The organism is Streptomyces sp. MUM 203J (genome assembly GCF_022414595.1).
Lineage (GTDB): Bacteria > Actinomycetota > Actinomycetes > Streptomycetales > Streptomycetaceae > Streptomyces.
This window is the reverse complement of sequence record NZ_JADWYO010000062.1, coordinates 1-24,510: the sequence shown is the minus strand read 5'-3', so window position 1 is coordinate 24,510 and position 24,510 is coordinate 1. Positions and strand designations below refer to the sequence as shown.

Sequence of the window (24,510 nt, the reverse complement as noted above, 5' to 3'; positions counted from 1 at the left end):
GGCGAGGCGACGCGGCCTCTCCTGGATGTGTGGCTGATATGGCGTTGTGCGACCAGATTACTGAGCTTCGGCCCAGGATCGCATGTTCGTGTACGGCGCGCGTGCGTGCGCACCGGCGGCGTGTGCGGCCGGTACCCGCCGCCCTTCGCCGTACGTCACGTGCCGTGCGTACGGCGAAGGGAGCGGCTCCCGGTCGGTCGGGAACCGCTCCCTTCACGGCGTCTTACTTGGCGCCCGCAGCACCGCGGCGGATGCCGAGGCGCTCGACCAGCGCACGGAAGCGCTGGATGTCCTTCTTGGCCAGGTACTGCAGCAGCCGGCGGCGCTGACCGACCAGGATCAGCAGACCACGACGGGAGTGGTGGTCGTGCTTGTGGGTCTTGAGGTGCTCGGTCAGGTCCGAGATGCGGCGGGACAGCAGCGCGACCTGGACCTCGGGGGAGCCGGTGTCGCCCTCCTTGGTGCCGAACTCGGCCATGATCTGCTTCTTCGTAGCGGCGTCGAGAGACACGCGTACTCCTCAGTAGTGTGTTCAAGCGTCCGTGAGTGCCCCTGGTCTGCTACTCAGGGGAGCTTCCATGACTCGACGGACGAGGGCGCGATGGGCGCTGCTCCCAGAGGATCCGGGGGCGCGTACACAAACGGCCGTCACACAGCGTACCAGGGGGCGGAGGGGGGCCCTCCCCCGGGTGACCGGGCCGGGTCGCGGTCACCCGGGTGGGCCGGTTCACCGGTCCGGGGCCGGAGCGGGGGTCAGCTCGTGAGGGAACGGGCGGCGCTGTACACGTCGAGGACGGCGAGACAGAGGGGGACCAGGGAGAGCAGGACAGCGCCCTCGACGATGTCGAGGAGGCGTCCCCAGAACGGGGACAGGCCCTTCTTCGGGATGATCAGGCCGATGGCCGTGATCAGCGCGGCTCCGGCGGTGAGAGTGGCGGTCAGCCACACCGTACGGATGTTGAGGCCACCCTGGTCGCCGTACTGAAGCAGCTGCCTGACCAGATCCGCGGGAGGGTTGAGGGCTAGTCCCAGGACCAGCAGCCCGATCGCGGCGAGCCCGGCGGCCAGGGCGCAGACTACCTGGGACGTGTAACGGAAGAGGCGGGCCCGCAGCAGCATGGCGAGGCCCGAAGCCAGGGCCAGCAGCTGCCCCCACGTGTTCCCGGCGAAGCCCAGCACGGCGGCGGAGCAGACGACGAGCGCGGCGCAGCCGCCGACCAGGCCGAGCAGCATCTCGTGACCCCGGCGGGCCTGGAGCGCGATCCGTTCGGCCTCCAGGGGCTGGGCGTCCGGACCGCGCTCGGGTTCGGCGTCGAAGTCGGCGGAGGCGGAGTGCGGCGCGGCGTACCCGATGGGCAGCCGCGCGAAGCGGGCGGACAGCCCCGGCAGGAACGCGACGAGGCCGACGGCGAACGGAGCGCAGACGGAGGCGGTGGCCGTCGCGGACGCCTCGGTGAGGATCGCGGCGAACGTGGCGAGCGTCCCGACCACGGCGAGGAACGTGGCCGCCACGAAGGGAGCATCGCCTCCGGGCGACAGCACGACGAGGACCACGGCCGCGACCAGTACGGCCACGCAGCCGAGCAGGAACTGCAGCCGGCCTGGCCCCTGCCCCGCCTCGGGACCGATGACGCCGGTACCGGCGATGAGCAGCAGAGGCAGGGCGCCCAGCCCGAACGCGGCGGCTCCGGCCCTGTCCTCGTACACCCGCGCCCGTACACCGGCGAAGGCGGTGAGCAGCACACCGACGGCGCCCGCGACGACAGCGGGCAGACCGTGCATGTCGTGGCGGACCGGGTCCCCGTACCAGAGGATCAGCCCCAGCAGGAGAAGCAGCGTGACGGCGCCGACGAGGCCGGCGCCGCGGAGCATGTCGTCGCGCCACAGTCGGCGGTCGCGGGTGACGGCCGAGGCCACGGCGTCGGCCACGTCGTCGTACACCGCCGGGGGCAGAGACTCCGCGAACGGGCGCAGCAGCAGCACGTCGCCGTCGAGGACGCGCTGGGCGACGAGGGTGCGTGAGCTGTCGAGGACGGTGCCGTCTCGGCGTACGAGGTGGTAGCCGGTCGGGGTGCCCGTCGGCTGGGTCTGGCCGGTGAGCCGCAGGATCTCGGGGTAGATGTGGGCGACGGCGATGTCCTCGGGGAGGGCCACGTCGATGCGGCTGTCCGGAGCGACGACGGTGACACGGCAGAAGCCGGTCGTGGCGCTCGTACTCACGTGTGTGGTCCCCCTGTTGGTCCCGTGTTCCCTGGTTCACGGTCGCGTACGGTGCGCGCGCCACCCTACCGGGCGATCTTCGGACGAGCTGCAAGTAGGATCACCGTCGTGCGGGCGACGCCCGTGGCGTTCGGCCCATCCGGCCGGGGCCTCGGGGGAAGTCCGCGATCGCGGTGGATGCGGCGCCGTACGTTTCCGGCTCCGTCGTACGCGGACCGCCCCGATGCGCACGGCGAATCCGCGGACGGGAATTCCGGCGGGGCAGCCGCGCACGGGGCCGGGGGTCACGGCGGGCTGCGTGAGCGACGGATCATGTCGTGGAAAGCCACCGCGAGTCGGACCTGTCGCGCGGGGGCGCCGGTACGGAAGTCCGCCGTCCGTCTTCCGTCCGTAACGAGGGATTGATACTCGGGTGAGCCAGATCGTCGTCAAGCGCCCGCCGAGGTCGCTTCCGCCAGAAGTCCCCACGGAGGAACTCGAGCTGGAGTCCCCTCCAGAACTGCCGCGTGGGCAGCAGGAGGGCATGCTGATGCAACTCCTGCCCATGCTGGGCATGGGATCGTCCGTCGTCTTCTTCTTCATGCCGAACATGCCGCCGTTCATGCGGATCATGGGCATGCTGATGCTCGTCTCGACGGTCGCCATGGTCGTCGCGCAGCTGGTACGTCACCGCCGCGGAACGCAGGGACAGATGGCGGACACACGGCGGGACTACCTCAGGTATCTCGCCCAGACACGCCGTCAGGTGCGAAAGACCGCGCGCGCACAGCGGGACGCGCAGCTGTATCTGCACCCGTCCCCCGAGCAGTTGTGGGCGGTGGCGGCCGAGGGTTCGCGGCTGTGGGAGCGGCGGGTCGGTGACGACGACTTCGGCCAGGTCCGGGTGGGACTCGGCGTACAGGGCCTGGCGACGCCGCTGGTGGCTCCCGACACGGCGCCGGTCGACGAGCTGGAGCCGTTGTGCGCAGGAGCGATGCAGCGCTTCCTGGCGGTGCACGGCTCGCTGGACGGGCTGCCGATGGCCGTGTCCATACGGTCGTTCTACCACGTGACGGTGTCGGGTGACCCCGAGTCGGTGCGGGCCACGGCGCGGGCGATGGTCGCTCAGCTCGTGACGCTGCAGTCCCCGCAGGACCTGGTCGTGGCGGTGGTGGCGGCGCCGGGCGCAGCGGAGGACTGGGACTGGACGAAGTGGCTGCCGCACACCCAGGTTCCGGGGGCGATCGACGGGGCGGGCACGAAGCGGCTGTTCGGGGACGGCATCGGGGAGCTGGAGCTGCTGCTGGCGAGCAGGCTGGAGGGCCGTCCCCGTTTCAGCCGGGACGGGGGGCCGGTGCTGGACCAGCCGCACATCGTTCTGGTGCTGGACGGCGGGACCGTGCCGCCGGACTCGTTGTTCGCGGCGCCGGAGGGGCTGCAGGGGGTCACCGTCGTCGAGGTGGTGAACGGCGAGCTGGACGAGCAGCGCGGCGGGCTGTCCGTGGTGGTGGGCCCGGACCGGCTGCGGCTGGAATCGGGTACGGGGTACGCGTACGAGGGGCTGCCCGACGCTCTGTCGCCGGAGGCGGCCGAGGCGCTGGCGCGGCAGTTGGCGCCGCTGCGGATGAGCGGGGGCGACGATGACGAACCCCTGCTGGCGAATCTGGACTTCACAGACCTGCTGAACCTGGGCGACGCGACGGCGGTGGACGTGACGCGGACCTGGCGGCCGCGGGCGACCGCGGAACGGCTGCGGGTGCCGATCGGCGTCGGTGAGGACGGCTCACCGGTCATGCTGGATCTGAAGGAGGCCGCACAGGAGGGCATGGGCCCGCACGGGCTGTGCGTGGGCGCGACCGGCTCCGGCAAGTCGGAGCTGCTGCGGACGCTGGTACTGGGCCTGGCGGTCACGCACTCGTCCGAGACGCTGAACTTCGTGCTCGCGGACTTCAAGGGCGGCGCGACCTTCACGGGCATGTCCCACATGCCGCATGTGGCCGCCGTCATCACGAACCTGGCGGACGACCTGACGCTGGTCGACCGCATGGGCGACGCGATCCGCGGTGAGCTGCAGCGGCGGCAGGAACTGCTGCGGGCGGCGGGCAACTTCGCGAACATCCACGACTACGAGAAGGCACGGGCAGCCGGCCAGGCTCTGGAGCCGCTCGCGTCGCTGGTGCTGGTCATCGACGAGTTCTCGGAACTCCTCACGGCGAAGCCGGACTTCATCGACATGTTCATCCAGATCGGCCGCATCGGCCGTTCGCTGGGTGTGCATCTGCTGCTGGCCTCGCAGCGCCTGGAGGAAGGCCGGCTGCGCGGCCTGGACACGTATCTGTCGTACCGGATCGGTCTGCGGACGTTCTCGGCGTCCGAGTCGCGCACGGCCCTGGGCGTGCCCGACGCCTACCACCTGCCGTCGGTGCCCGGCTCCGGCTATCTGAAGTTCAGTACGGACGAGATGGTCCGCTTCAAGGCGGCGTACGTGTCGGGGCCGTACCGCTCGGGCGGACCACGGCTCTCGGTGGACCGGCTCCCCATCGAGCGGCGCCCGGCGGTGTTCACGGCGGCACCGGTGCCGGTGGTGTACGCGGCGCCGGATCCGGCGGCACTGGCCGACGCGGCGGCCCCCGAGGAGGACGAGGCGCTGGCGGACACGGTGCTCGATGTGATCGTGCGCCGTCTGGAGGGGCAGGGTGTGCCGGCCCATCAGGTGTGGCTGCCGCCGCTGGACCAGGCGCCGCCGATGGACCAGCTGCTGCCCGGGCTGGCACCGACGGCGGAGCGGGGCTTCACGTCGACGGAGTACAAGTGGCCGGGCAGTCTGGTCGCGCCTCTGGGTTTGATCGACAAGCCGTTCGAGCAGCGACGGGAGGTGCTGTACCAGGACTTCTCGGGTGCGGCGGGCCATCTGCTGGTGGTGGGCGGCCCACAGTCCGGCAAGTCCACGCTGGTCCGGTCACTGATGGCGTCGTTCGCGCTGACGCACACACCGCACGAGGTCCAGTTCTACGGACTGGACTTCGGCGGTGGAGGCATGTCGGCGCTGGCCGACCTGCCGCATGTGGGCGGGGTGGCGTCCCGTCTCGACCCGGAGCGGGTGCGGCGAACCGTCGCCGAGGTCATGGGCGTACTGAACCGCCGTGAGGAGTTCTTCCGCGCGCACAACATCGACTCGATCACCACCTATCGGCGCAAGCGGGCGGCCGGTGAGCTGCCGGGCGAGGCCTGGGGCGACGTCTTCCTGGTCATCGACGGCTGGGGCACCTTCCGCAACGACCACGAGGGCCTGGACGAGGTGGTCACGGACATCGTGACGCGGGGCCTCGGCTACGGCGTCCATGTCGTGATCACCGCGACCCGCTACATGGAGGTCCGGGCATCGGTGAAGGACCTGGTCCTGGGGCGGCTGGAGCTGCGCCTGGGCGACACGATGGACTCGGAGTTCGACCGGCGGGTGGCGGCGAACGTGCCGACCGGCGTGCCGGGCCGGGGCCAGGTACCCCAGAAACTGCACTTCATGGGGGCGCTGCCGCGCATCGACGGGTCCAGCAGCGCGGGCGACCTGTCGGAGGCCACGGCCGGTTTCGTCGAGACCGTACGGTCCGCCTGGTCCGGGCCAGGTGCGCCGGCGGTCCGGCTGCTGCCGCGCTCGGTGCCCGCGGACCGACTGCCGCGGGGCTGGGACTTCCCCCGTCAGGGTGTGGCGTTCGGCATCAACGAGACGAACCTGGAGCCGGTGTTCGTCGACTTCGAGACGGACCCGTTCTTCCTGGTCTTCGGTGAGAGCGAGTCCGGCAAGACGAACATGCTGCGGCTGCTCGCACAGCAGATCGCGGAGCGGTACACACCGGAGGAGGCGAAGCTGGTCGTGGGCGACTACCGACGCTCACTGCTCGGCTCACTGCCGGAGTCGCATCTGCTGGAGTACGCACCCATGTCGAGCTCCATGGAGATGCACATGGAGGCCTTGGTCGGCGTGTTCCAGCGCCGCCAGCCCCCCACCGACGTCACTCCGCAGCAACTGCGCGACCGCAGCTGGTGGTCGGGCGCGCAGATCTTCGTCATCGTGGACGACTACGACCTGGTGTCGTCCAGCGCCGGCAACCCTCTGGCGCAGTTGGAGGAGTACCTCCCGTTCGCCCGCGACACGGGCATCCGCTTCATCATCGCCCGTACGACGGCGGGCGCCTCGCGCGCGATGTACGAGAGCTTCATCCAGCGCATCAAGGAACTGGGCGCCCAGGGTGTGGTCATGTCGGGCGACCCCCAGGAAGGCGACCTCCTCGGTATGGTCCGTCCCCGCCCGCTGCCCCCGGGTCGCGGCTTCTACGTGTCCCGCAAGAGCGGGACGTCCCTCGTGCAGCTGGGACAGATGCCGGACGCGTAGGAGCAGGTCGGCTCGCGCTTCCGCTTGATACAACAGACGCCGACACGAACATCCGACAGCGACTCGGCCACCCATGAGACTGGTAACGGGGGAAGTATCGATGGGATTCGACGAGGAATGGGCACAGTTGCGCGGTGAGGCCGCGACGCGCCTGAACCAGCTGACCGACCCGTCGGGCGGCGGCACCGGTGGCATCGGCACGGACAGCTTCGGCTCCGACCCGAAGATGACCGCGGCCGGGAACAAGATCGCCACCGACGTCACGAAACAGACGAAGAACGCGTCCAAGCACGCGAACGAGGCGACGGACGGTGCAGCGAGCGCCTTCGCCGACTGGGACATAGCCGCCGGCCTCAAGAAGGTCCGGAAGACCTGGGAGGACCAGAGCCGGACGCTACTGGGCCGCCTGACCACGGAAGCGGGAGGCCTCCGCACTGCACGGACCTGGCAACGGAGCACGGACATCGGCGTGCGCAACGACCTCGTCGGACGCTCCAAGATCAACGGCCTGTAACCGGGGGAAGCAAGTCCCATGGGACTGACGTACAAGAAGATCATGGCGACCGACTTCGGCAAGCTCACCGCCGCGGCGAAGGCGTGGGACGACATGGCGGACGAGTTCAAGAAGGCCGGCTCCCACCACGCCACCACCACCCGGGGCCTCAAGGGCACGCTCTGGAACGGCGTCAGCCACCTCCAGGCACAGCAGCACTTCGAGGGCACGCAGTTCGAGTACGCGGCAGCCGAGAAGCAGGCGAAGGCCACGGCGGACCTGATCCGCGACGCGCACCGGCAGTTCACCGAGCTCAAGAAGCGCCTGGAGTCACTCGTCGCGGATGCGACCAAGAACAAGATGATCGTCGACGCCGATGGCAACGTACGCCCGAACCTGTCGGCTTCGGAGCGGAGTGCGTACCTCCACGACCCCGACGGCGTCGGCCAGAAGCACCTCGCCCAGTATGAGAAGGCTGCGGAAGGCTGGGCAGCGCAGATCAAGAAGTACGTCCAGGCGATCTCCGACGCCGACGCCGGAGCGAAGCTCGCCCTCGAAGGCGTCGTGGTGGACGGAAAGATCGGCGGAAATGACCAGACGTTCAACGGCTTCAACGGCGATGCCCAGGGCGACATAGAGATGTACGAGCAGAAGGACGCCCAGGACATCGCCACCCGTCTCAACAACGGCGAGAAGGTCACGGAAGCCGAAGTCAACCGCCTCGCCCGCACCCTCCGCGACAACAACAACGAGGCCTTCGAGCACCGCACGAAGTGGAACCAGACCTTCTTGTCAGCTCTGGGCGCGGACGGCACTTTGAGTCTCACCAACGGACTCAACGATCTCGCATACTTCAATGACAAGAAGGGCAAGGGATCCTACCTAGCGGTGCAGGAGGGTCTGGCCAACAGCATCGCTACGGCCTCCCACGTTCCTGACTTCAAGAGGGATGGAAAAGTACTGACGGTCGGGTCACGCGCCTACGTCGAGGAGTTCACGAAGTGGCGCAAGACCCCACAGGGCGAGTTCTATAACTACTGGCTCGAAGACATCAGGAAGACCGGAGCAAAGGAGTTCGACTCCTTGGCCACGAAGGTGTACCGGGCCTCTGGCACCGATCAGAAAGCCTTGGGATACCAGAGCCTGATCACCCTGATGCAACACGGAGAAGGCTATAGCAGCCCCTTCCTACTCGACCTGGCAAACGGAATCCGCGCGGTCGAGGACCCCACTCGTGGCGGCGACAAGAATATCTGGGACCTGGACCACAAGTTCGACTCCCAGAAGCCTGAAAAGGGAGCTGGATGGTTCGCCAACGATCCACTCGACGGCCTGCTCGGAATCATGAGCAACAACCCGGATGCCGCGACGAGCTACTTCGACCCGCAGAGCTACTGGTATTCCGAGGAGGACAAAAATATCCACAAGGCTGGCAGCGACAACCTCGAGTACCTCCAGACGAAGCGCGACTGGGAGATCGTCAACGAACACAGGACATCCCACAAGGATGGTGCATCGGTCTACAAGGGTGACACCTCCGACACCGACAGCCATATAGGCTTCGGCGCCGCCCTGGAGGCTGCCACCACTGGAAATGTTCCTGGCACCCCGGCGCCAGAAGCATTCACCGAACACACGGCAGCCGAGACTCGGGTAATGGAAAGCGTCATCAGGTCGTACGCGGAGATCGCGAAGATCGACCAGGCCGCCATGCCGGAGAATATTCGGGTGAACATGGCCAATTCCTTGGCCTACTATCCGAGTGACGTCCATCAAATCTTGGCCAATCAGATCAATTACGCCGAGAGTGACGAATCCACACACCCCAACGGCATCGATGTCAGCACAGAAGACATGCAGCACTTCATCCGTGCCGCTTCCGAAGACGGCGGCGCCTTCCGAATGATCCATGACTCACAGATGGGCCATATCGCGGAGCAGATCGGTTCGCTGGACAGGCAGGATCTGACACAGAGGCCGACCGGAAATAGTGATCGAGCCATGGGAGTCGTAGTGGACGCCGGGACGATCATGGGGACATTGGACGAAGTTCGCGCTGACGCACTCACCGACGAGCGCGATCGCAAGACCGGGGAAAACAACTGGGACAAGACTTACAAGTACCACACGTACGGCGCCCCGGTAACTGGCATTCCTGTCATTGGCGACTCCATCCAGAGAATGATCGACATCGCCACCGGAAGGCAGGCTGAGGAGCTTAACAACGCACTAGCGGACAAGACGAAGGAGCAGCTGATTGAGCATTACAATAAGCATGGATATCCCAGACTGAGGGATATGATCAACCGGCAGGCGGAGACCCTCCTGATCCCTAAGGACGAAATGACACCTACGGGGAGTCGAGCGGGTTCCTTGCGCACTGCGGCCAGCAATTCGTACACCACTGGAATCGAGCTCACCCAGGGCGCAGCCGGAGAGTAGTCATATGCGGGAAATTAGTATGCGCCGTACCGGCATCATCGTGGCCCTTGCGACTGCGACAGCCGCGGCGGCGGTCCTATTCTGGCCTGGGGAAGACGCCCCGTCGCAGGGATCAGAGGCGTGTTGGTCGGTCCTGTCGAAGCTCGATATAGAAGCTTCCCGCACTATCAGGGATTGTGGTGACGCCCTGGAGACGGCAATGACCGGTGAAGCTCCCGGCCACAAGCCCCAGGAGGGGACACCTCGGAAGCTCTCCAAGAGGAACGGCGAGGCTCTTGAGCTGGTTATCACGACTTACACCGATGGGGCAGCGTCGGCACAGGTGATACCTGTCCCAGACGAGATCAAGAGGAATCTTGCCAATGCGCTGGCCCACTACGCCAGTGACACGTACCAGATACTTGCAGGGCAAGTTGATTACTCAGACCCGGCGTACTCGACAAGCCCCAACGGCATCGATATCGACGCGTCCGTGATGAGCGACTTCCTGGACGCCTTGGCCGACGATGAGGATTCCTTCGGACTCGTCCGCAATGCCATCCTCAGCCAGATCGAGAATGAGCTTGAAGACTTGGAGAAGCCGGACTTCCTAAGTGAGCCGAGAGATGAACCAGGAAAGCCGTACCTCGATGCCGCTCTGGGCACTGCCATATCGTCCGGGACGACGGTGGGAGAACTCCGTCGAGCGCGTCTCAATGCCCTGACAAGACAGCATGAGAACAACGATGAGACGGCCAAAGAAGCACTGTCGGAAGATTACGAAACCTTCGGGTTCCCGAGACTCCGAAAGCTCTTCCAGGATCGCTCCAATGAGCTGGGCACAGCAGAGACGAACATGGGGAGGGAGCGACTCGAAAACCTCCTCTCGGAAGCTGCAGAAGCCTACTCCAGGAGCACTGGGTTCAAAGACAAGGTGGCTGGCGCCGGACCGGCCCCGCAGCTGGGAGCCCGCCGGGGCGTGAGGACCGGCGTGGCCCCGTACGACTCGTTCGGCGAAGGCTGAGGCGGCTGCGGAACTCTGGGGAGCACGTTCGCTGCTTCCGCTGTCGTACCAGCTGACGCCTGCGGATAATTGATCCGCAAGCCGCCTCACGGCACTGCCAGCACTGCGAAGGGAACGGGCCTGATGGGCACTCAGCAGGAGAAGGACGAGCTGTACGCGCTCGACATCAGTGGGGTGGAGTGGCACGGCGCCCCCGGGACCAGTCCCGACGAGGAGCGGGTCGAGATCGCCTACCTGCCGGGCGGCTGCGTCGCCATGCGCTCTTCGCTGGAGCCGGACACCGTGCTCCGCTACACGGAGGCGGAGTGGCGTGCCTTCGTGCTGGGCGCGAGGGATGGGGAGTTCGACCTGAAGTGAGCTGAAGGGGGCGCGCTTCAGTCGGAGCGTGCCCCCGCTCTCCCTCCCCGGGTGGGGAGGTGATTCATCAGCCTTCCTGGAACAGTCCAGCCGCCTTGTGGTCGGTCTTCTTGTAGCCCGTGCCGCTGGTCTGCATGATGGTGGCAACGCCCCTCAGGCTCGCCTCGACACCCGCGGCCTTATCCAGATACTTCTTCGAGAGCTTCATGTACTCGGCCTTTGCCTCACCGTCCCAGGACTTGGTGACCGTCGAGATCGACCCCTCCATCTTCTTCAGGTCGGCCTGGACGGCCTTGGCGAGGGCGATGAGGTCCCCTGCCATGGATTCGAGGCTGCTGTACTTTACCCGCGTCCCGATGTCGTCAGCCATGTCTACTCCTCAGTTCTTAGTCGTTGATGTCCAGCAGGGCGTGAACGTCTGATCAGACGTCCATCAGCCCCGACCTGTTGGCCCTGGCCGCGGCGTCCTTGTTGGCCTTCTCGAACGCCTCCTTGACCTCGATGTCCTTGGCACTGGTGAGGTTCTTAGTCTGACCCACTGCGTTGTGCAGAATTCCGAGGAGTCGACGGATCTCCAAGTTGTCCTGCATCAGGCCCTTCTGAGCAGTCTTGAACCCGGCGGCGCCCTCACCGGTCCAGCTCGCAGCGCAGGTTTCGAGAATGGTCTGCATCTTGCGAAGATGCGAGCTGACCTGGTTGGAGGTGTTCTCGATGGCCAACTGAGCCTTCTTGACCTCTGACTGTACGAGCTTGAAATCATCCATCGTGTTGGGCTCCTTCTGTGAGATGTGGTGGTGAACGACCGAGGTTGATGCGGAAGCTGATATGGCTGCCTGTAAGGCCGTTCTGCTGGCGTCTGGTTACGCCTTCCTGCGGCGTACGCTCACAGCGATGCCGAGTCCGGAGACGAAGGCCGCTGCCGCGGCAGACTGGGGCCGACTGGAGAGGGTGTCCTCGCGGCTGGGCCCGGGGCGCCCTCCAGGAGCCTCTGGGCGATGCGGCTGGAGCCGCAGTTGATGTGCTTGCCGTGTACCGGGCCGTGGGCTTGGCACCGTCGGCCCCAGAGTCCACGCCGGTGTGGCCCATGTCCGCGACCCGTACGGTGATTCTCAGGACCTCGATGTGGTCCGTGCTGATGCGAGTGGGCCGTTACCTTCGGCTCCCTGGTTCGCCTGTGTTCGGCGTACGACTCCGTCAGCGAGCTCCGGCATTCGTCCACACGACTCTCGGACGTCTGGAGAATGACGACCTTGACATCCCGTTCACCGCCGCCGCCCCCGATCGGCGCCCACATCCCCGTGCCCCCTCGTCACACTCGTGAAGTGGATTGCCACTCTAGCCATCAGGTCGGCTCGACCCAACATCAGTTCGTACTCATCAGGGTGAGTACACGTACTCAGGAGCGTCGGCTCAAGGGCCGGCGCCTGCTGTCACGGATCACTGTCGCCGTTCCCGCGACCACGGCGACCAGGACCGCCGCGCTGCCGACCACGTAGGTCGCCAGGCGTTCCGACCGTTCCTGTGTGGTCTCCGCCAAGGCCACGAACGCCGGTTCCGGCGCCGGTGGTCTGGGCGGAGCCGGGTCCGGGATCGGGGACTCGATCGGCTTCATGTCCGGTTCGCCGGTCAGGGCACGGACCGGGTCCACGACCCCCCAGCCTACGTAGTTGTCATGGCCCTTCACCGACCTTTCGGCCGTCTGCTCGATTCTGGCCGTGATCTGACGGGGCGTCCACTTCGGATACTTCGCGCGTAGCAGTGCCGCCACTCCCGCGACGTAGGGGGCGGAGAAGCTGGTGCCGTTGTCGACGCACTGGCCTCCGCCCGGGACGGTCGACACCACGTCCACGCCCGGAGCCGCTACGCCCAGGAACTCGCCTGCCTGGGAGAAGGCCGCACGCTCGTTGTTCCTGTCGGAGGCGCCCACTGCGAGGACGCCGGGGAATGCCGCCGGGTACGTGTTCTTCAGCTTGCCGTCCAGGCCGTCGTTGCCGGCCGAGGCGACGACCACGATCTGCCGGTCCAGGGCCTCCCGTACCGCCTGCGCGAGGCTCGAGTCCGGGCGCAGGGGCTGTGTGGTGTCCTGGGAGATGTTGATCACGTGGGCGTCCTTGGCGATCGCGTGTCTGATCGCCGCGGCCATCGTGTTCGCCGTACCGCTGTTCCTCTCGTCGTTCTGGCGGATCGGGATGATCGTCGCCTCGGGTGCCAGGCCCACGAACCCCGTTCCCGGGCGTGGGCGGGCCGCGATGATTCCGGCCACCTTCGTGCCGTGGCCGACCTCGTCGACCGTGCCGTTGGTCTTGCCTCTCCTGCTCTCTCCGGAGGCACCCTTCTCCGGCTTGAGGAGGTCCAGGCCCGCGCTCGCGTCGACCGCCGTCCTCAGCTGCGGGTTGGCGGTGTCGACACCCGTGTCGATGACCGCCACGCGCACCCCCTCGCCCTTCGTGTCCTCCCACAGTTCGTCGAGCAGGACCCGCTGGAGTGTCCACGGAGTCCCCTCGATCTGCTTCTTCATCGGGAAGGTGCATTCGCCGCTGCCGTCCAGCTCCAGGGGTGCCGGACTCGCCGCCGTCGCGGGTCGAGCGACGGGACCGGCCAGCAGAGCGGCGGTGGCGGTGAGCAGTGTGGCGGCGTAGCAGCACCGCCTTCTCGTTTCACTCATCTCGCGGCGCCCCTACGAACCCTGAGGCTGACGGGCACTGTTGGTGTCGAGTCTCGGTCCCTTGGACAGGAAGGACGACCATGTGATGGGCACGAGGGACGGCGTGACCCTCTCGTATCCGAGCCGCTTCTGGGCCTCGCTCGGCTGAGGACGGCTGTCGGTGGTCGGCTGTTCCTCGGACCCGGCACCGATCTCCGACCGCTTCTTGTCGCTGTCGCCGTTCGCCTGGACCGCGTAGCGCAGGCCGGTGTCCGTGACCAGGAAGAGGGAGCCGTCGGGCTGGGTCTGGCTGCCCTGGACCTGGGTGTACAGCAGCCCGGTTCCCGGAGTGACGTACGTACTGCTGCCGCCTGCCGTGATCTCTGCCGGGTAGCGCTTACCCGCCCATGTCGAAAGCGTCGTCCGGCCCTTGTCGTCGACCTTGCGCAGCACGCTGCACACCGTGTCCCGGGCGGCCTCTCCGCCGGTGGAGTTGACCTGGGCCGCCCGTTCGGTCGGCCAGCGGCGATCGCCCGCGAAGGGGGTGGGATCGGGCTGGAAGGAGGCGTTGTCGACCTCGGACGCCTTGCCCGCCATGTCCAGCAGGTCGGTCTGTGGTGCGTTGATCAGCAGCCAGGCCGTGAAGGCCGAGACCGGCCGGACGCTGCCCTGGAGGACGATGTAGTGCTGCGGGCCGGAGCCCGTCTCGGCGCGGAGGACCATGCCGACGCGGTCCTGTCTGTCGCTGAGGCCACCGCCCACACCTGCGGCCTCGCCCACGGTGCCGGGAAGGGCCGGGAACTCGACGGGGCTGCCGTCGTGGAGGGTACCCAGCCAGTCCTCGGTGACCGGCTGCGGTTCTCTGTCCCCCACGAGCGCCCGGGTCAGCACAGCGGCTTCCGTCCCGGGACCGCGTATCTCGTACTTCACGCCGTCCGCGTCCACCAGATAGCGGGTGCCCTTCTGCCCCTGTACGTAGAGGACTTCGCCGCCGTCGAGGCGCTCCTTGCCGTCAGTGCGCCCGAAGTCGCGCTCCGCCAGGACGAACGTAGCCTTCTGGACGCTCGAACCCTTGCCACCGCCCGGTTGGACGCACACCGCCCAGCGCTTGGCCTTCGCCGCCTCCGCCTCGGTGGGCAGGCGGTCGGGAGCGTACGGGATGCCGAGAATCGGACCGCGAGGCGGCTTGCCCGCGTCAAGGATGTCGTCGCTGACCTGGATGACGTCGAACGCGTCCGGGTTGAGCAGCAGTCGAGCCGACGCCAGGTTCAGGACCGGGTGCAGCAGCGTCTTCTTGTCCTTGCCCTTGCCCGTCGTCAGCACCACGTACCGGGTCGTGGACTGCTTACCGACAATGACCTTGCTGCCCGGCTTGTCCCAGTCCTTGGGAGCCTTGGGTTTGAACATGCCCCAGGCGCCGAACCCCGCCAGGACCAAGGCGCCGACGATCAGGCTGGGCAGTACGGCACGCAGTGGCCGTGGCGCTCCCTCCTCCGTTCCGGAGGGCGAGGGTTGCAGAAAAGCCGCCACCGTGCGCTTCTTTGCGAAGGTGTACGCGTTGAGCTCGTCCCGCCGTGATGCCATGAATCCCCGTCTTCGACGTCTGACGTCCGGCTCCTACTATGCCTGGCGTCGGGAAGCCGACAGGGGGCGGGTAGGGTGATGCCGCGCCAACGCCCGGGCGGGCCTGGCTGATCGGGATGAATCGGGGGGCACCATCATGGCTTCCGTCACGCGTACACGGCGTGCCGCGGCAGCGGCGCCTCCGGTGACCCCTCCCGAACCGTCCGGCTCATCCGCCGCGGGCGAGGCGCGGCGCGCCTCCTCGACGACGGTGACCGCACCGCGTCTCAGGAGCCGCCGGGGCCCTTCGGGCTCGTCCCGAATGCAACAGCTGCTGCTCGTCGAACTCGCCGCCGCTCTGCTGCTGGTGGCGTGGGTTACCGAACCGCTCCTGCTGGTTCCGGCGGGTGTGCTGGCCGCGCTCCTCGTACTGCTGGCGGTTGTGCGCAGGCGTCGCCGCTCCCTGCCGGACTGGCTGACCACCGTGTTCGCGCTGCGCGCCCGCCGACGCAGGGCCGGCTCGCTGTCCGTGCCTGCCGGGACGGATCCGGGACTGGCACCGGTCTTCGAGTGCGACCCGTCCCTCCGGACGTACACCTTTCAGGCGACCAAGGGGCGCGACCGTCGCACGATCGGCATGGTCGGTGACGGCACGTTCCTGACAGCGGTCCTCCAAGTGGAGTCGCATGACACGGCGTTGCGTCGAGACCGTACCCAACGGCCCCTGCCGCTGGGCTTGATACGGGACGCGCTGGACGTCGACGGGATCCGTCTGGAGTCGGCGCAGATCGTGCAGCACACCCGGCCCGCACCTGCTCCGCACCTGCCCGCCGAGTCGTTGGTCGTCCGCAACTACGGCCCGTTGCAGGAGCGTACCGGTGCCCCCGCCGCACGCATCACCTGGATCGCGTTGAAGCTGGACCCCGAGCTGTGCCCGCAGGCGGTGGCCGCTCGGGGCGGTGGGCTGCTGGGTGCACAGAAGTGTGTGGTGCGGGCCGCCGACCAGTTGGCGAGTCGACTCACCGGAGCCGGTTTCCGGGCCACCGTGCTCAGCGAACAGGGACTCGTCTCGGCACTGGCCACCTCCGTGTGCGCCAGCACCCCGGCTCGCGTCCAGAACGGCGGTCAGCAGGCATCCGGCCGCCGCACGAAGGAGACCTCCCGTACCTGGCAGTGCGACGACCGCCGCCATACGACCTACTGGGTGGGACGCTGGCCTCAGTTCGGGCCGAGCGGCGCGTCCATGCCGCAGTTGGTTGCGCTCCTCACCTCGCTTCCGGCCTTCGCCACGACGTTCAGTCTCACCTTGAGCGGCGGCGAACGGCAGGACGTGACCGTGTCCGGATACATACGTGTCACCGGACGCGGCGACGACGAGCTGGTCGCGTCACGCCATCAACTGGAGCGAGCGGCGCGGGGCGTGCGGACCGGCCTCGTCCGGCTCGACCATGAGCAGCTGCCGGCGATGCTCGCCACTCTTCCACTGGGGGGTGCTCGCTGATGGCACGGTCCCGCATCGGTTTCGGTCTGCTCGGCCCTCGCCGGGAGCGGCATGCCGTATCCCTGGATGATCTGGAGACCCTGGGCGTCCCGGTCGGGGATGACGGAGTGGTCATCGGGGTGGATGCCGATGAACGTCCCGCCGTCCTGGGCGTCAACCAGCCCACGCCCTACGAGATCACGCTGATCGGTGGTCTGTGGACCGCTCAGGTGCTGGCGCTGCGTGCCGCCGCGACCGGTACGCGGGTGGCCGTGGAGACCGGTCGTGCGGCGGCCTGGACCGCGCTCGTCCAGGCCGCCGGAGCGGGCCTGCCCTGCGTGACGCTGCACGATGTCGGACGCGTACCGCCGCAGGGTGCGTCACCGGGCAGCCCCGTGCTGGTCGTACGGGACTGCGGGATGCGTCCGCCCCGCGGCCGGGTGGTGTCCGCACCCTGGCAGTCGGTCATCACCCTGCTGCCGTATCTGAGTCCGGCGGCGCCCCGACTGGTGGAGAAGTCGTCGGTGGTGGGGGTGCAGCGTCTGGCGCCGGACGAGGCCAGGCAGATCGGCCGCTTCCTGCGCCTCCCGCCGAGTGAGGCCGAGGTGCTCTCCACGCTCGCGGACGGGGTGACGCTCTGGTGCTCAGGACGGGACCGCACGTTCGTGATGACTCAGGCGACCGATGCGGAGACGGGACTGCTGGGCACGGCCCGACGCATGGACTGAGCGGTCACGGCTGCCGCGGTCTGATCCGGGCCGGGCGAACACCGCGCCGTATGTCCTGGTTTGACGGAGCAGCCGGTGACGCTCCGGAGCGGTGTCCGCGACCACGGGGACACATGTGGTCAGGAGACGGCCGGTGGCGGCCGGACGGGCCTGACAAGCGGGCACCGATGGCTATTAGTGTGGAGAGAAGCCGGGCGTCGGTCCGCACGGATCCGTGAGCACCAGGGGACGGCGCGGGACGGTCCGCCGGGCAGACGGAACGGAACGACGACAGGAACGGTCGCCCCACGCCGCCCAGGACCGGACAGGGTGCTCGACCACACCAGGAGGCAAAGTGAACGGCGATCGGGACGAGATCCGCGAGGGGTGGCAGGTGCCTACCGTCGATGATCAGTCCGACGCGGATGCCGCCGAGATGACGGGTGAGTTCACCATCGACTACACCCCGCCCGCCTGGTACACGGAGAACGCCGGGGGTGCCGGGGCGGGCTCCGGTACAGGTACCGGAAGCGGGTCCGGTGCGGGGGGCTCGGTGCCGGGTCCTCCTGCTCCGCCGCCGCCCACCGGGCAGCCGATCGCTGTTCCCGGGCTGCCGGGGGACGGCGGGTTCCAGGCTGCGGAAGTTACGGGGGCCGGCGGAGGCCCTGCGGCAGGGGCCGAAGCCGAGCCTGTCGCGCCGGGGCCTGTGCCCGGTGGGGAGGGTGCTGTCGGTGGGGCCACGATGCGCTTCTCCGTCGGGGACATGAAGCGGGAGATAGCCGAACTGGCCGAGGCCGCGGAGCGTTCGGATGACGCGAAGAACGAAGGGGCCTCCCGTACTTCTGTGCCTTCGGACGAGCCCGTGGGTGAGCCCGCCGTGGTGGCCGACGCCTCGGACGAGGGTGGGGCGCATCCGGCGGCTGAGGGCGGGCCTGGTGGTACGCCCGCTGACGCGGAGGCTGAGGACGTCGCCCCCGCGCCGGAGGCGGTGGCCCAGGACGCTGCGGGGGCGCACGTGCCGCCCGCGGCCGTGCCACCGGCCGGGCTGCCGCCGTTGCCGCCCGCGTTCCAGCCCGCCGCCCCCGCGGGTGCCCCGGCCGACGGGGCGCAGTGGCCCATACAGGAGCCCGCGCCGGGACAGGACCAGTCGCCCATGCCGACGCCGCCCGCGCCTCCGGGAGGGTACGGGTTTCCTCAGCCGGGCCCCGCCGTGCCGTCGGCTCAGACCGCGCAACCCGGGCAGAGTGCCGGGAGTTACGAGATCCAGCAGCCCGCGCAGCCTCAGGGCGGGTACGGGTTCCCGCAGCCGGGGCAGGCCCAGCCTCAGCCCCAGGGCGGCTACGGCTTCCCGCAGGCCGGTGCCGGTCAGCCCGGGCCGCCCGCTCAGGCCGCGTCACCCGCCCAAGGAGGCCTGCCCCAGGGGGGTTACGGCTTCCCGCAGCCGAACCCCGCCGGTCAGCCCGCGCAGCCCCAGGACGGCTACGGGTTCCCGCACCAGGGGCAGCCTCAGGCCCAGCAACAGGCCAGGCAGGCCCAGCCGCAGCCCGCGCAGCCGCAGGACGGCTACGGCTTCCCGCACCCCGGGCAGGCCCAGCCGCATCCCGCTCAGCCGCCCGCACAGGCCCAGCCGCAGGCCCAGCCTCCGGCGCAGGCACGGCCAGCGCACCCGCAGCAGCACACTCAGCCCCCGCAGCCCGGTGGGCCCGCTGTCGATCCCCGGGTCGGCGGGGCCTGGCCCGCGGCCGTGACGCACGATCAGCGGGAGCGTTCCGTGCCGGGCGCGCCGCTCGGCTACACCGCGGCCGTCGAACTGTCCTCCGACCGGCTGCTCCGCAACAACAAGCAGAAGGCCAAGAGCAGCCGCGTCCCGTCCGCGTCCCGTTTCAAACTGGGCGGCAAGAAGGAGGAACAGGAGCGGCAGCGCAAGCTCCAGCTGATCCGTACGCCGGTCCTGTCCTGCTACCGGATCGCCGTCATCTCCCTCAAGGGCGGTGTCGGCAAGACCACGACGACCACCGCGCTCGGGGCGACCCTGGCCATCGAACGGCAGGACAAGATCCTGGCCATCGACGCCAACCCCGACGCCGGTACGCTCGGCCGCCGCGTACGGCGGGAGACCGGCGCCACCATCCGGGACCTCGTCCAGGCCATCCCGTACCTCAACTCGTACATGGACATCCGCCGGTTCACCTCGCAGGCGCCCTCCGGTCTGGAGATCATCGCCAACGACGTGGACCCGGCGGTCTCCACGACCTTCAACGACGAGGACTACCGGCGCGCGATCGACGTGCTCGGCAAGCAGTACCCGGTCATCCTGACCGACTCGGGCACCGGCCTGCTGTACAGCGCGATGCGCGGGGTGCTGGACCTCGCGGACCAGCTGATCATCATCTCCACCCCGTCCGTGGACGGCGCCTCCAGCGCCTCGACGACGCTGGACTGGCTGCACGCCCACGGCTACGCGGACCTGGTGCAGCGTTCCATCACGGTCATCTCCGGGGTCCGCGAGACCGGCAAGATGATCAAGGTGGAGGACATCGTCGCGCACTTCAGGACCCGCTGCCGGGAGGTGCTGGTCGTGCCGTTCGACGAGCACCTGGCGGCCGGTGCCGAGGTGGACCTCGACATGATGCGGCCGAAGACCCGCGAGGCGTACTTCAACCTCGCGGCGATGGTGGCGGAGGACTTCGCGCGGGCGCAGCAGGCGCAGGGACTGTGGACCGGTGACGGGCAGGGCGCGCTGCCGCCGCAGGTTGCTCCGCCGATGCCGGGGCAGCAGGCGGCGCCGGGCCGGCCCGTGCCCGGCCAGCCGCCCGTTGCCGGGCAGGCCCCCGCCCACGGGCCGCAGCCCGTGCCGGGGCAGCCCGGCATGCCAGGGCCGCAGCCCGTGCCGGGGCAGCCCGGCATGCCAGGTCAGCCGGGGTACGGCACGGCCCAGGGTCCCGGTCAGCCGCCTGTGCCGGGGCAGCCCGCCATGCCGGGACAGCCGGTGCACGGTCAGCCGCCCGTGCCCGGTCAGGCCGGGGCCCCTGCCGGGCAGCCCCACCTCGCGCAGCCGTACGGCGCCCAGCCGCCCGTGCCGGGACAGCCCGGCGCACCGGGACAGCCGGTACCCGGCCAGCCGTACGCACCCCAGCCTCCTGCCCAGGGCCAGGCCGACCGGCCTGGCGTGCCCCCGCAGGGCTGGCAGCAGCCGGGGCAGCAGCCCGACCCGAACGCCCCGGTGCCGCCCGCGCCTCCCGCCGGGTGGCCCCAGCAGCCGGGCTGGCCGGGACAGCAGGCACAGCAGCCCCCTCAGGCACCGCCGCAGCAGGATCCGCAGCAGCCGGGCGCCCAGTAGCCGGGCGCGGCTGCCGGAAACGAGGGGAGGGCCCGCACCAGGAACGGTGCGGGCCCTCCCCTCTTCGCGTGCCGGGCCGGGCGGTCTCCGACGCCTCTTCCCCCGCACACACCGAAACCGGGGGGCTGCCCCCGGGCCCGGCGTACGGCGGCTCAGCCGCCCGGCCTCAGACGCCGGACACACCCGCCCTCCGGCTAGCGTCCTGCGTCGAACGCCCCCGTCAGCTCCCGGCACCGCTTCACATCCGCCCCGATCGCGTCCAGCAGCTCCTCGATCGACGCGAACTTCTGCTGGCCGCGGACGAACGCGAGGAAGTCCACGGCCACGTGCAGCCCGTACAGGTCAAGGCCGACGCGGTCAATGGCGTAGGCCTCCACCGTTCGCTCCGTGCCGTCGAACTGCGGGTTGGTGCCGACGGAGACGGCCGCGGGCATCCGCTCGCCGTTCGCGGTGAGCCAGCCGGCGTAGACGCCGTCGGCCGGGATGGCGGTGTGCGGCAGGGTCTCCACGTTCGCCGTCGGGTAGCCCAGCTCGCGGCCACGCTGCGCGCCCCGGACGACCACGCCCTCGACGCGGTGCGGGCGGCCCAGGATCTCGGCGGCGCCCTCGACGTCCCCCTCGGCGACCAGGCGCCGGGTCAGGGTGGACGAGAAGGGCCTGCCGCCGCCTGCCTCGCCGGTCACGAACAGGTCCACGACCTCGACCTCGTAGTCGTAGGTTTCGCCCAGCTCCCGCAGGTAGTCGACGTTTCCGGCGGCCTTGTGGCCGAAACGGAAGTTGGGGCCCTCGACCACCACGCGCGCGCGGAGTTTGTCGACGAGCACCTTCACGATGAAGTCCGCGGGGGACAGCTTCGAGAACTCGGACGTGAACGGCAGCACCAGCACCGCGTCGACGCCCAGCTCCCCCATCAGCTCGGCCCGCCGGTGGTGCGGGGCCAGCAGCGGCGGGTGGCTGCCGGGCCGTACGACCTCCGAGGGGTGCGGGTCGAAGGTGACGACCACCGCCGGGACGCCCAGCTCCCGGGCACGCTCCACGGCCCGGCCGATGATCAGCTGGTGCCCGCGGTGGACACCGTCGTAGGAACCGATGGTGACGACGCTGCGCCCCCAGTCCTGGGGGATCTCCTCCAAGCCTCGCCAGCGCTGCACTGTGACCGCTCCTCGCCCGAACCGTATATGTCATGGCCTGTTACGCAGGTCTAAGGGTGCCATGCCCACGACGTTCGGCTTGCATCGGCATCGCAGTCAGTGCCGGTACGGGCACGGGCGACAGCGCGCGGGCCGCCCCGGGTCCGGGTCCCGGCGCGGCGAGACGCTCGATCGCGCCGCGGGCGTCCCGGCCGACGAGGGCCGCCCAGCGGCGCGGCTCCCTTGCGGTCCAGCCGCTCAGGAGAACGGCGAAGCCGGGCACCTCACGGGCGAGCGCGGTCAGCCGCCGGTCGAAGCGGGGCGCGCCCTCCGCGGTGCGGAGCAGCAGCAGCCCGGCCCGCAGGACGAGTTCACGCGTCCGCTCCTCCGGGCGCCCGCAGGCCCCCAGGGCCGCCGCCCGAAGCAGCGCCTCCGCCAGGGCCGCGTCCCCGTCGGCGGGGTGCTCGCGGTCGAGGAGTACGTCGAGCAGCTCGGCCCGGAGCCCATGGGCCGGTTCCGGATCGGTGAGCACCCGGGCCAGGGCGTCCCGCACTTCGTCGGCGCCGCCCCTCATCAGTTCGGCCACCAGCGGGAACAGGACCGCGCGCGCCGCCGGGCCCTGTGCCAGGCGCTGGACGACGTACGCGGCGACGTGCGGCGCGCCGGCCGGGTGCCGGGCGGAGTAGGCCCGGACCAGTGCGGCGGCCCGCCGGGCCAGTGCAGGGGACCGTACGGCGGCCAGGGCGTCCAGCACCTCGGCGGCACCGCGGTCGTCCCGCAGCCGGGCGCCGAACGCCGCGAGGACCTCCTCGGGGTGGGTCGCCAGGGCGGGCGTGAGGACTCCGGCGGGCACGCTGCCGGGCTCGCCGTCCCGGAACTCCGCCAGGGCGCGCGGCAGATGGTCCGCCCGGGCCCGCGGGTCCCCGAGCAGCAGGCTCAGCGCCGTACCGTGCAGCGCCCGGTCCCCGGGGCGGGCCAGCAACGCGAGCGCGGCATAGCGCAGCGGCTCCCGGTCGGCCTCGGCCGTCACCCGGGCGGCGAGCATCCTGCCGTACGCGGCGGCGGCCGCGCGACGGCAGGGCCGGGTGTCGTCGTGTGCCCAGCGGTCGACGGCGCGGCACAGCGCGGCGGGCTCGTCGTCGACGAGGCGGGCGAGCAGTTCGCGGGCCTGGGGGTGGGCGGTGCTGACGAGGGCCTCGCAGAGGTCGTCGACAGCCAGGTCGCGGTGCGTGTGCAGCAGCGCCCTGGCGACGCCGCCGACGGTGGGCCGCGCGGTCGCGCCCGCCTCCGCGTGCAGGGGGCGGCCGTCCCCGAACCACCGGCACAGCAGAGGCTGGACGCTCCGGGGGTCGGCCCCCAGCCGCAGCGCGACGGCTTCCAGGAACCCGCCTCCGTCGGCGGGGAGCAGTCGGCGGAACAGCTCCATCCGCTCGTCCTCCCCCACCCGCAGCCGCTCCCAGAACCACGCGCCGAACTCGCGCGCCGCCCGCGGATGTGCGGCGGTACGCCCGGCCAGCAGCCGCAGCACCCCGCCGTACGGACGGGCGTCCCGCAGCCGCAGCAGCACCCCCCGCAGCAGCCGCGCGGCCCACCAGCCGACGTCACCGTCACGCGTGGTGGCCGGGTTCACGAGGCGTTCCAGGCGGCGGGCGAGCGCCGCCCGGCCCTCGGCCGTCTCCTGGCGGAGCAGGGCCTGGAGGACGACACCGAGCCGGTGGCGGGGCGGGCTCTCGGGCTCGGGACGGTCGAGGAGGGCGTCCAGCAGGGCGTCCACGTCGACGTGGGCGCCCTGGATCCACTCCCCCAGCTCCTCGTGACCGAACCGGTAGCCGGGGCCCGCGGGCTCCATCAGCCCCTCGGCCAGCACAGCGGCGGCCCAGCCGGTCGCCCAGGGGAACAGCTCCTCGAACGTCTCCCGGTCCAGCTCGGCGCTCCCTGCGGTCAGGCAGTGCCGCGCGGCCCGGTGCAGCCGCCCGGCGACCCGCGCCGCGAGGTCCCGTACGACTCCGTCCTCCGCCCCGTCCGTCATCCGCACCGCCGTGCGCAGGCAGGCCAGGTCCGTGTGGGCGGCGAAGATCTCGGCGCGGCACGGCTGCCCGGGGAGCGCGTCGGGGAGGGCGGCCCGGACCTCCCCGAGCAGCCGCAGGGCCAGCGGATGGCGGGCGTCCTCGGGGGCTACGGCGGCCTCCGTCAGGCCGTACCGCTCCCGCACGCGCACCGCCTCCGCGGCGGTCAGCGCGCCGATCGGTACGGCGTCGGGGAGCAGCTCCGCCGGCGCCTCCGGGCGGTGCAGCGCGCCGTCCGGGAACAGTGCGCCCGCCGTCTCCCAGTACTCGGGGCGGCAGGTGAGGACGAGCCGCGCGTCGTGAGCGCGCAGCCAGTCCAGGGTGCCGTCCGTCCACTCGGGCAGTCGCCGGGCGAGGGCCTGCGGCATCTCGTCGGCCCCGTCAAGGAGGATCACCAGGGGGCGCCCCGCCTCCGCCGCGAGTCGCGCGACGCGCGCGGGCAGGGTGTCACCGGCGGTGTCCCGCAACCCGGGGTAGGCGCTCCAGTCCCCCCGCGACGCGGCGACGACCCGCCCGGCCTGCCGCAGCGCCCGCTGGACGGCATCGCCGACCGACCCGTCGTCCCCCCGCAGCTCGGCTCCCCGCATCCACACGGTGGGCGCCCCCGCACACCCGCGCTCCCGCCGCACGGCCAGCCCCACCAGGAACGCCACGTTCAGGTCCTGGGCCAGCAGCCCGAGCCCGATCGCGGCGGCG

At 70.0% G+C, this 24,510-nt stretch carries 16 protein-coding genes; 8 read left to right on the top strand and 8 right to left on the bottom strand.

Features of this window, described 5'->3' with window-relative positions:
- Window positions 1–223: 223 nt before the first annotated feature.
- The gene (rpsO, locus tag I3F58_RS24365) at window positions 224–511 is read right to left on the bottom strand and encodes a 30S ribosomal protein S15 (protein WP_190138060.1); all 288 of its coding nucleotides are present in this window, start codon (window positions 509–511) and stop codon (window positions 224–226) included.
- Between the two features lie 242 nt (window positions 512–753).
- Window positions 754–2,220, bottom strand: coding sequence for a type VII secretion integral membrane protein EccD (gene eccD / locus I3F58_RS24360; RefSeq protein WP_240110829.1), 1,467 nt, complete (start codon window positions 2,218–2,220; stop codon window positions 754–756).
- A gap of 412 nt (window positions 2,221–2,632) precedes the next feature.
- Between eccD and eccCa the strand changes: the two genes are divergently transcribed.
- The 5 genes from eccCa (at window position 2,633) to I3F58_RS24335 (ending at window position 10,884) form a co-directional block, all read left to right on the top strand.
- The gene (gene eccCa, locus I3F58_RS24355) at window positions 2,633–6,589 is read left to right on the top strand and encodes a type VII secretion protein EccCa (protein ID WP_240110828.1); all 3,957 of its coding nucleotides are present in this window, start codon (window positions 2,633–2,635) and stop codon (window positions 6,587–6,589) included.
- Between the two features lie 100 nt (window positions 6,590–6,689).
- Window positions 6,690–7,103, top strand: a complete 414-nt coding sequence (locus I3F58_RS24350) for a hypothetical protein (protein ID WP_240110827.1) — start codon at window positions 6,690–6,692, stop codon at window positions 7,101–7,103.
- 18 nt (window positions 7,104–7,121) lie between these two features.
- Window positions 7,122–9,524, top strand: coding sequence for a DUF6571 family protein (locus tag I3F58_RS24345; RefSeq protein ID WP_240110826.1), 2,403 nt, complete (start codon window positions 7,122–7,124; stop codon window positions 9,522–9,524).
- A gap of 19 nt (window positions 9,525–9,543) precedes the next feature.
- Window positions 9,544–10,527, top strand: coding sequence for a hypothetical protein (locus I3F58_RS24340; RefSeq protein WP_240110825.1), 984 nt, complete (start codon window positions 9,544–9,546; stop codon window positions 10,525–10,527).
- A gap of 123 nt (window positions 10,528–10,650) precedes the next feature.
- Window positions 10,651–10,884: a DUF397 domain-containing protein gene (locus I3F58_RS24335; RefSeq protein ID WP_240110824.1), complete on the top strand. Its 234-nt coding sequence runs from the start codon at window positions 10,651–10,653 to the stop codon at window positions 10,882–10,884.
- A 67-nt stretch (window positions 10,885–10,951) separates the two neighbouring features.
- Here I3F58_RS24335 and I3F58_RS24330 read toward each other — a convergent pair whose 3' ends face one another.
- The 4 genes from I3F58_RS24330 to eccB form a co-directional block, all read right to left on the bottom strand.
- Entirely contained in the window at window positions 10,952–11,254 is a 303-nt protein-coding gene (locus I3F58_RS24330; protein ID WP_240110823.1) for a WXG100 family type VII secretion target, read from the bottom strand.
- 52 nt (window positions 11,255–11,306) lie between these two features.
- Window positions 11,307–11,648, bottom strand: a complete 342-nt coding sequence (locus tag I3F58_RS24325) for a WXG100 family type VII secretion target (protein WP_240110822.1) — start codon at window positions 11,646–11,648, stop codon at window positions 11,307–11,309.
- Window positions 11,649–12,280: 632 nt separating this feature from the next.
- Complete coding sequence (gene mycP, locus I3F58_RS24320; protein ID WP_240110821.1) at window positions 12,281–13,549, bottom strand: type VII secretion-associated serine protease mycosin; 1,269 nt, start codon at window positions 13,547–13,549, stop codon at window positions 12,281–12,283.
- Window positions 13,550–13,561: 12 nt separating this feature from the next.
- The gene (gene eccB / locus I3F58_RS24315) at window positions 13,562–15,112 is read right to left on the bottom strand and encodes a type VII secretion protein EccB (RefSeq protein WP_240110820.1); all 1,551 of its coding nucleotides are present in this window, start codon (window positions 15,110–15,112) and stop codon (window positions 13,562–13,564) included.
- Between the two features lie 136 nt (window positions 15,113–15,248).
- Here eccB and eccE point away from each other — a divergent pair, with 136 nt between their 5' ends.
- The 3 genes from eccE to I3F58_RS24300 all read left to right on the top strand — a co-directional run bounded on the left by eccE (window position 15,249) and on the right by I3F58_RS24300 (window position 20,618).
- Entirely contained in the window at window positions 15,249–16,592 is a 1,344-nt protein-coding gene (gene eccE / locus I3F58_RS24310; RefSeq protein ID WP_240110819.1) for a type VII secretion protein EccE, read from the top strand.
- Window positions 16,592–17,299 (top strand): hypothetical protein, encoded by a 708-nt coding sequence (locus tag I3F58_RS24305; protein WP_240110818.1) that lies wholly within the window; start codon window positions 16,592–16,594, stop codon window positions 17,297–17,299. The genes eccE and I3F58_RS24305 overlap by 1 nt, the downstream gene beginning before the upstream one ends.
- A 334-nt stretch (window positions 17,300–17,633) precedes the next feature.
- Window positions 17,634–20,618: an SCO5717 family growth-regulating ATPase gene (locus I3F58_RS24300; RefSeq protein WP_240110817.1), complete on the top strand. Its 2,985-nt coding sequence runs from the start codon at window positions 17,634–17,636 to the stop codon at window positions 20,616–20,618.
- 194 nt (window positions 20,619–20,812) lie between these two features.
- On the opposite strand, the gene I3F58_RS24295 is transcribed toward I3F58_RS24300, so the two are convergent.
- Together I3F58_RS24295 and I3F58_RS24290 are read right to left on the bottom strand one after the other, a co-directional pair.
- A complete protein-coding gene (locus I3F58_RS24295) occupies window positions 20,813–21,769 on the bottom strand; it encodes a bifunctional riboflavin kinase/FAD synthetase (protein WP_240110816.1) in 957 nt (318 codons plus the stop codon).
- 40 nt (window positions 21,770–21,809) lie between these two features.
- Window positions 21,810–24,510: serine protease (locus I3F58_RS24290; RefSeq protein ID WP_240110815.1), on the bottom strand; the 2,701-nt coding region annotated here is incomplete at its 5' end.

What these genes read in the sequence shown, in the direction of transcription:
- eccE (WP_240110819.1), top strand. Translation starts at nt 15,249, where the DNA reads ATGGCTTCCGTCACGCGTACACGGCGTGCCGCGGCAGCGGCGCCTCCG.
- I3F58_RS24340 (WP_240110825.1), top strand. Translation starts at nt 9,544, where the DNA reads ATGCGCCGTACCGGCATCATCGTGGCCCTTGCGACTGCGACAGCCGCG.
- I3F58_RS24345 (WP_240110826.1), top strand. Translation starts at nt 7,122, where the DNA reads ATGGGACTGACGTACAAGAAGATCATGGCGACCGACTTCGGCAAGCTC.
- I3F58_RS24325 (WP_240110822.1), bottom strand. Translation starts at nt 11,648, where the DNA reads ATGGATGATTTCAAGCTCGTACAGTCAGAGGTCAAGAAGGCTCAGTTG.
- I3F58_RS24350 (WP_240110827.1), top strand. Translation starts at nt 6,690, where the DNA reads ATGGGATTCGACGAGGAATGGGCACAGTTGCGCGGTGAGGCCGCGACG.
- I3F58_RS24330 (WP_240110823.1), bottom strand. Translation starts at nt 11,254, where the DNA reads ATGGCTGACGACATCGGGACGCGGGTAAAGTACAGCAGCCTCGAATCC.
- I3F58_RS24335 (WP_240110824.1), top strand. Translation starts at nt 10,651, where the DNA reads ATGGGCACTCAGCAGGAGAAGGACGAGCTGTACGCGCTCGACATCAGT.
- I3F58_RS24305 (WP_240110818.1), top strand. Translation starts at nt 16,592, where the DNA reads ATGGCACGGTCCCGCATCGGTTTCGGTCTGCTCGGCCCTCGCCGGGAG.
- mycP (WP_240110821.1), bottom strand. Translation starts at nt 13,549, where the DNA reads ATGAGTGAAACGAGAAGGCGGTGCTGCTACGCCGCCACACTGCTCACC.
- eccB (WP_240110820.1), bottom strand. Translation starts at nt 15,112, where the DNA reads ATGGCATCACGGCGGGACGAGCTCAACGCGTACACCTTCGCAAAGAAG.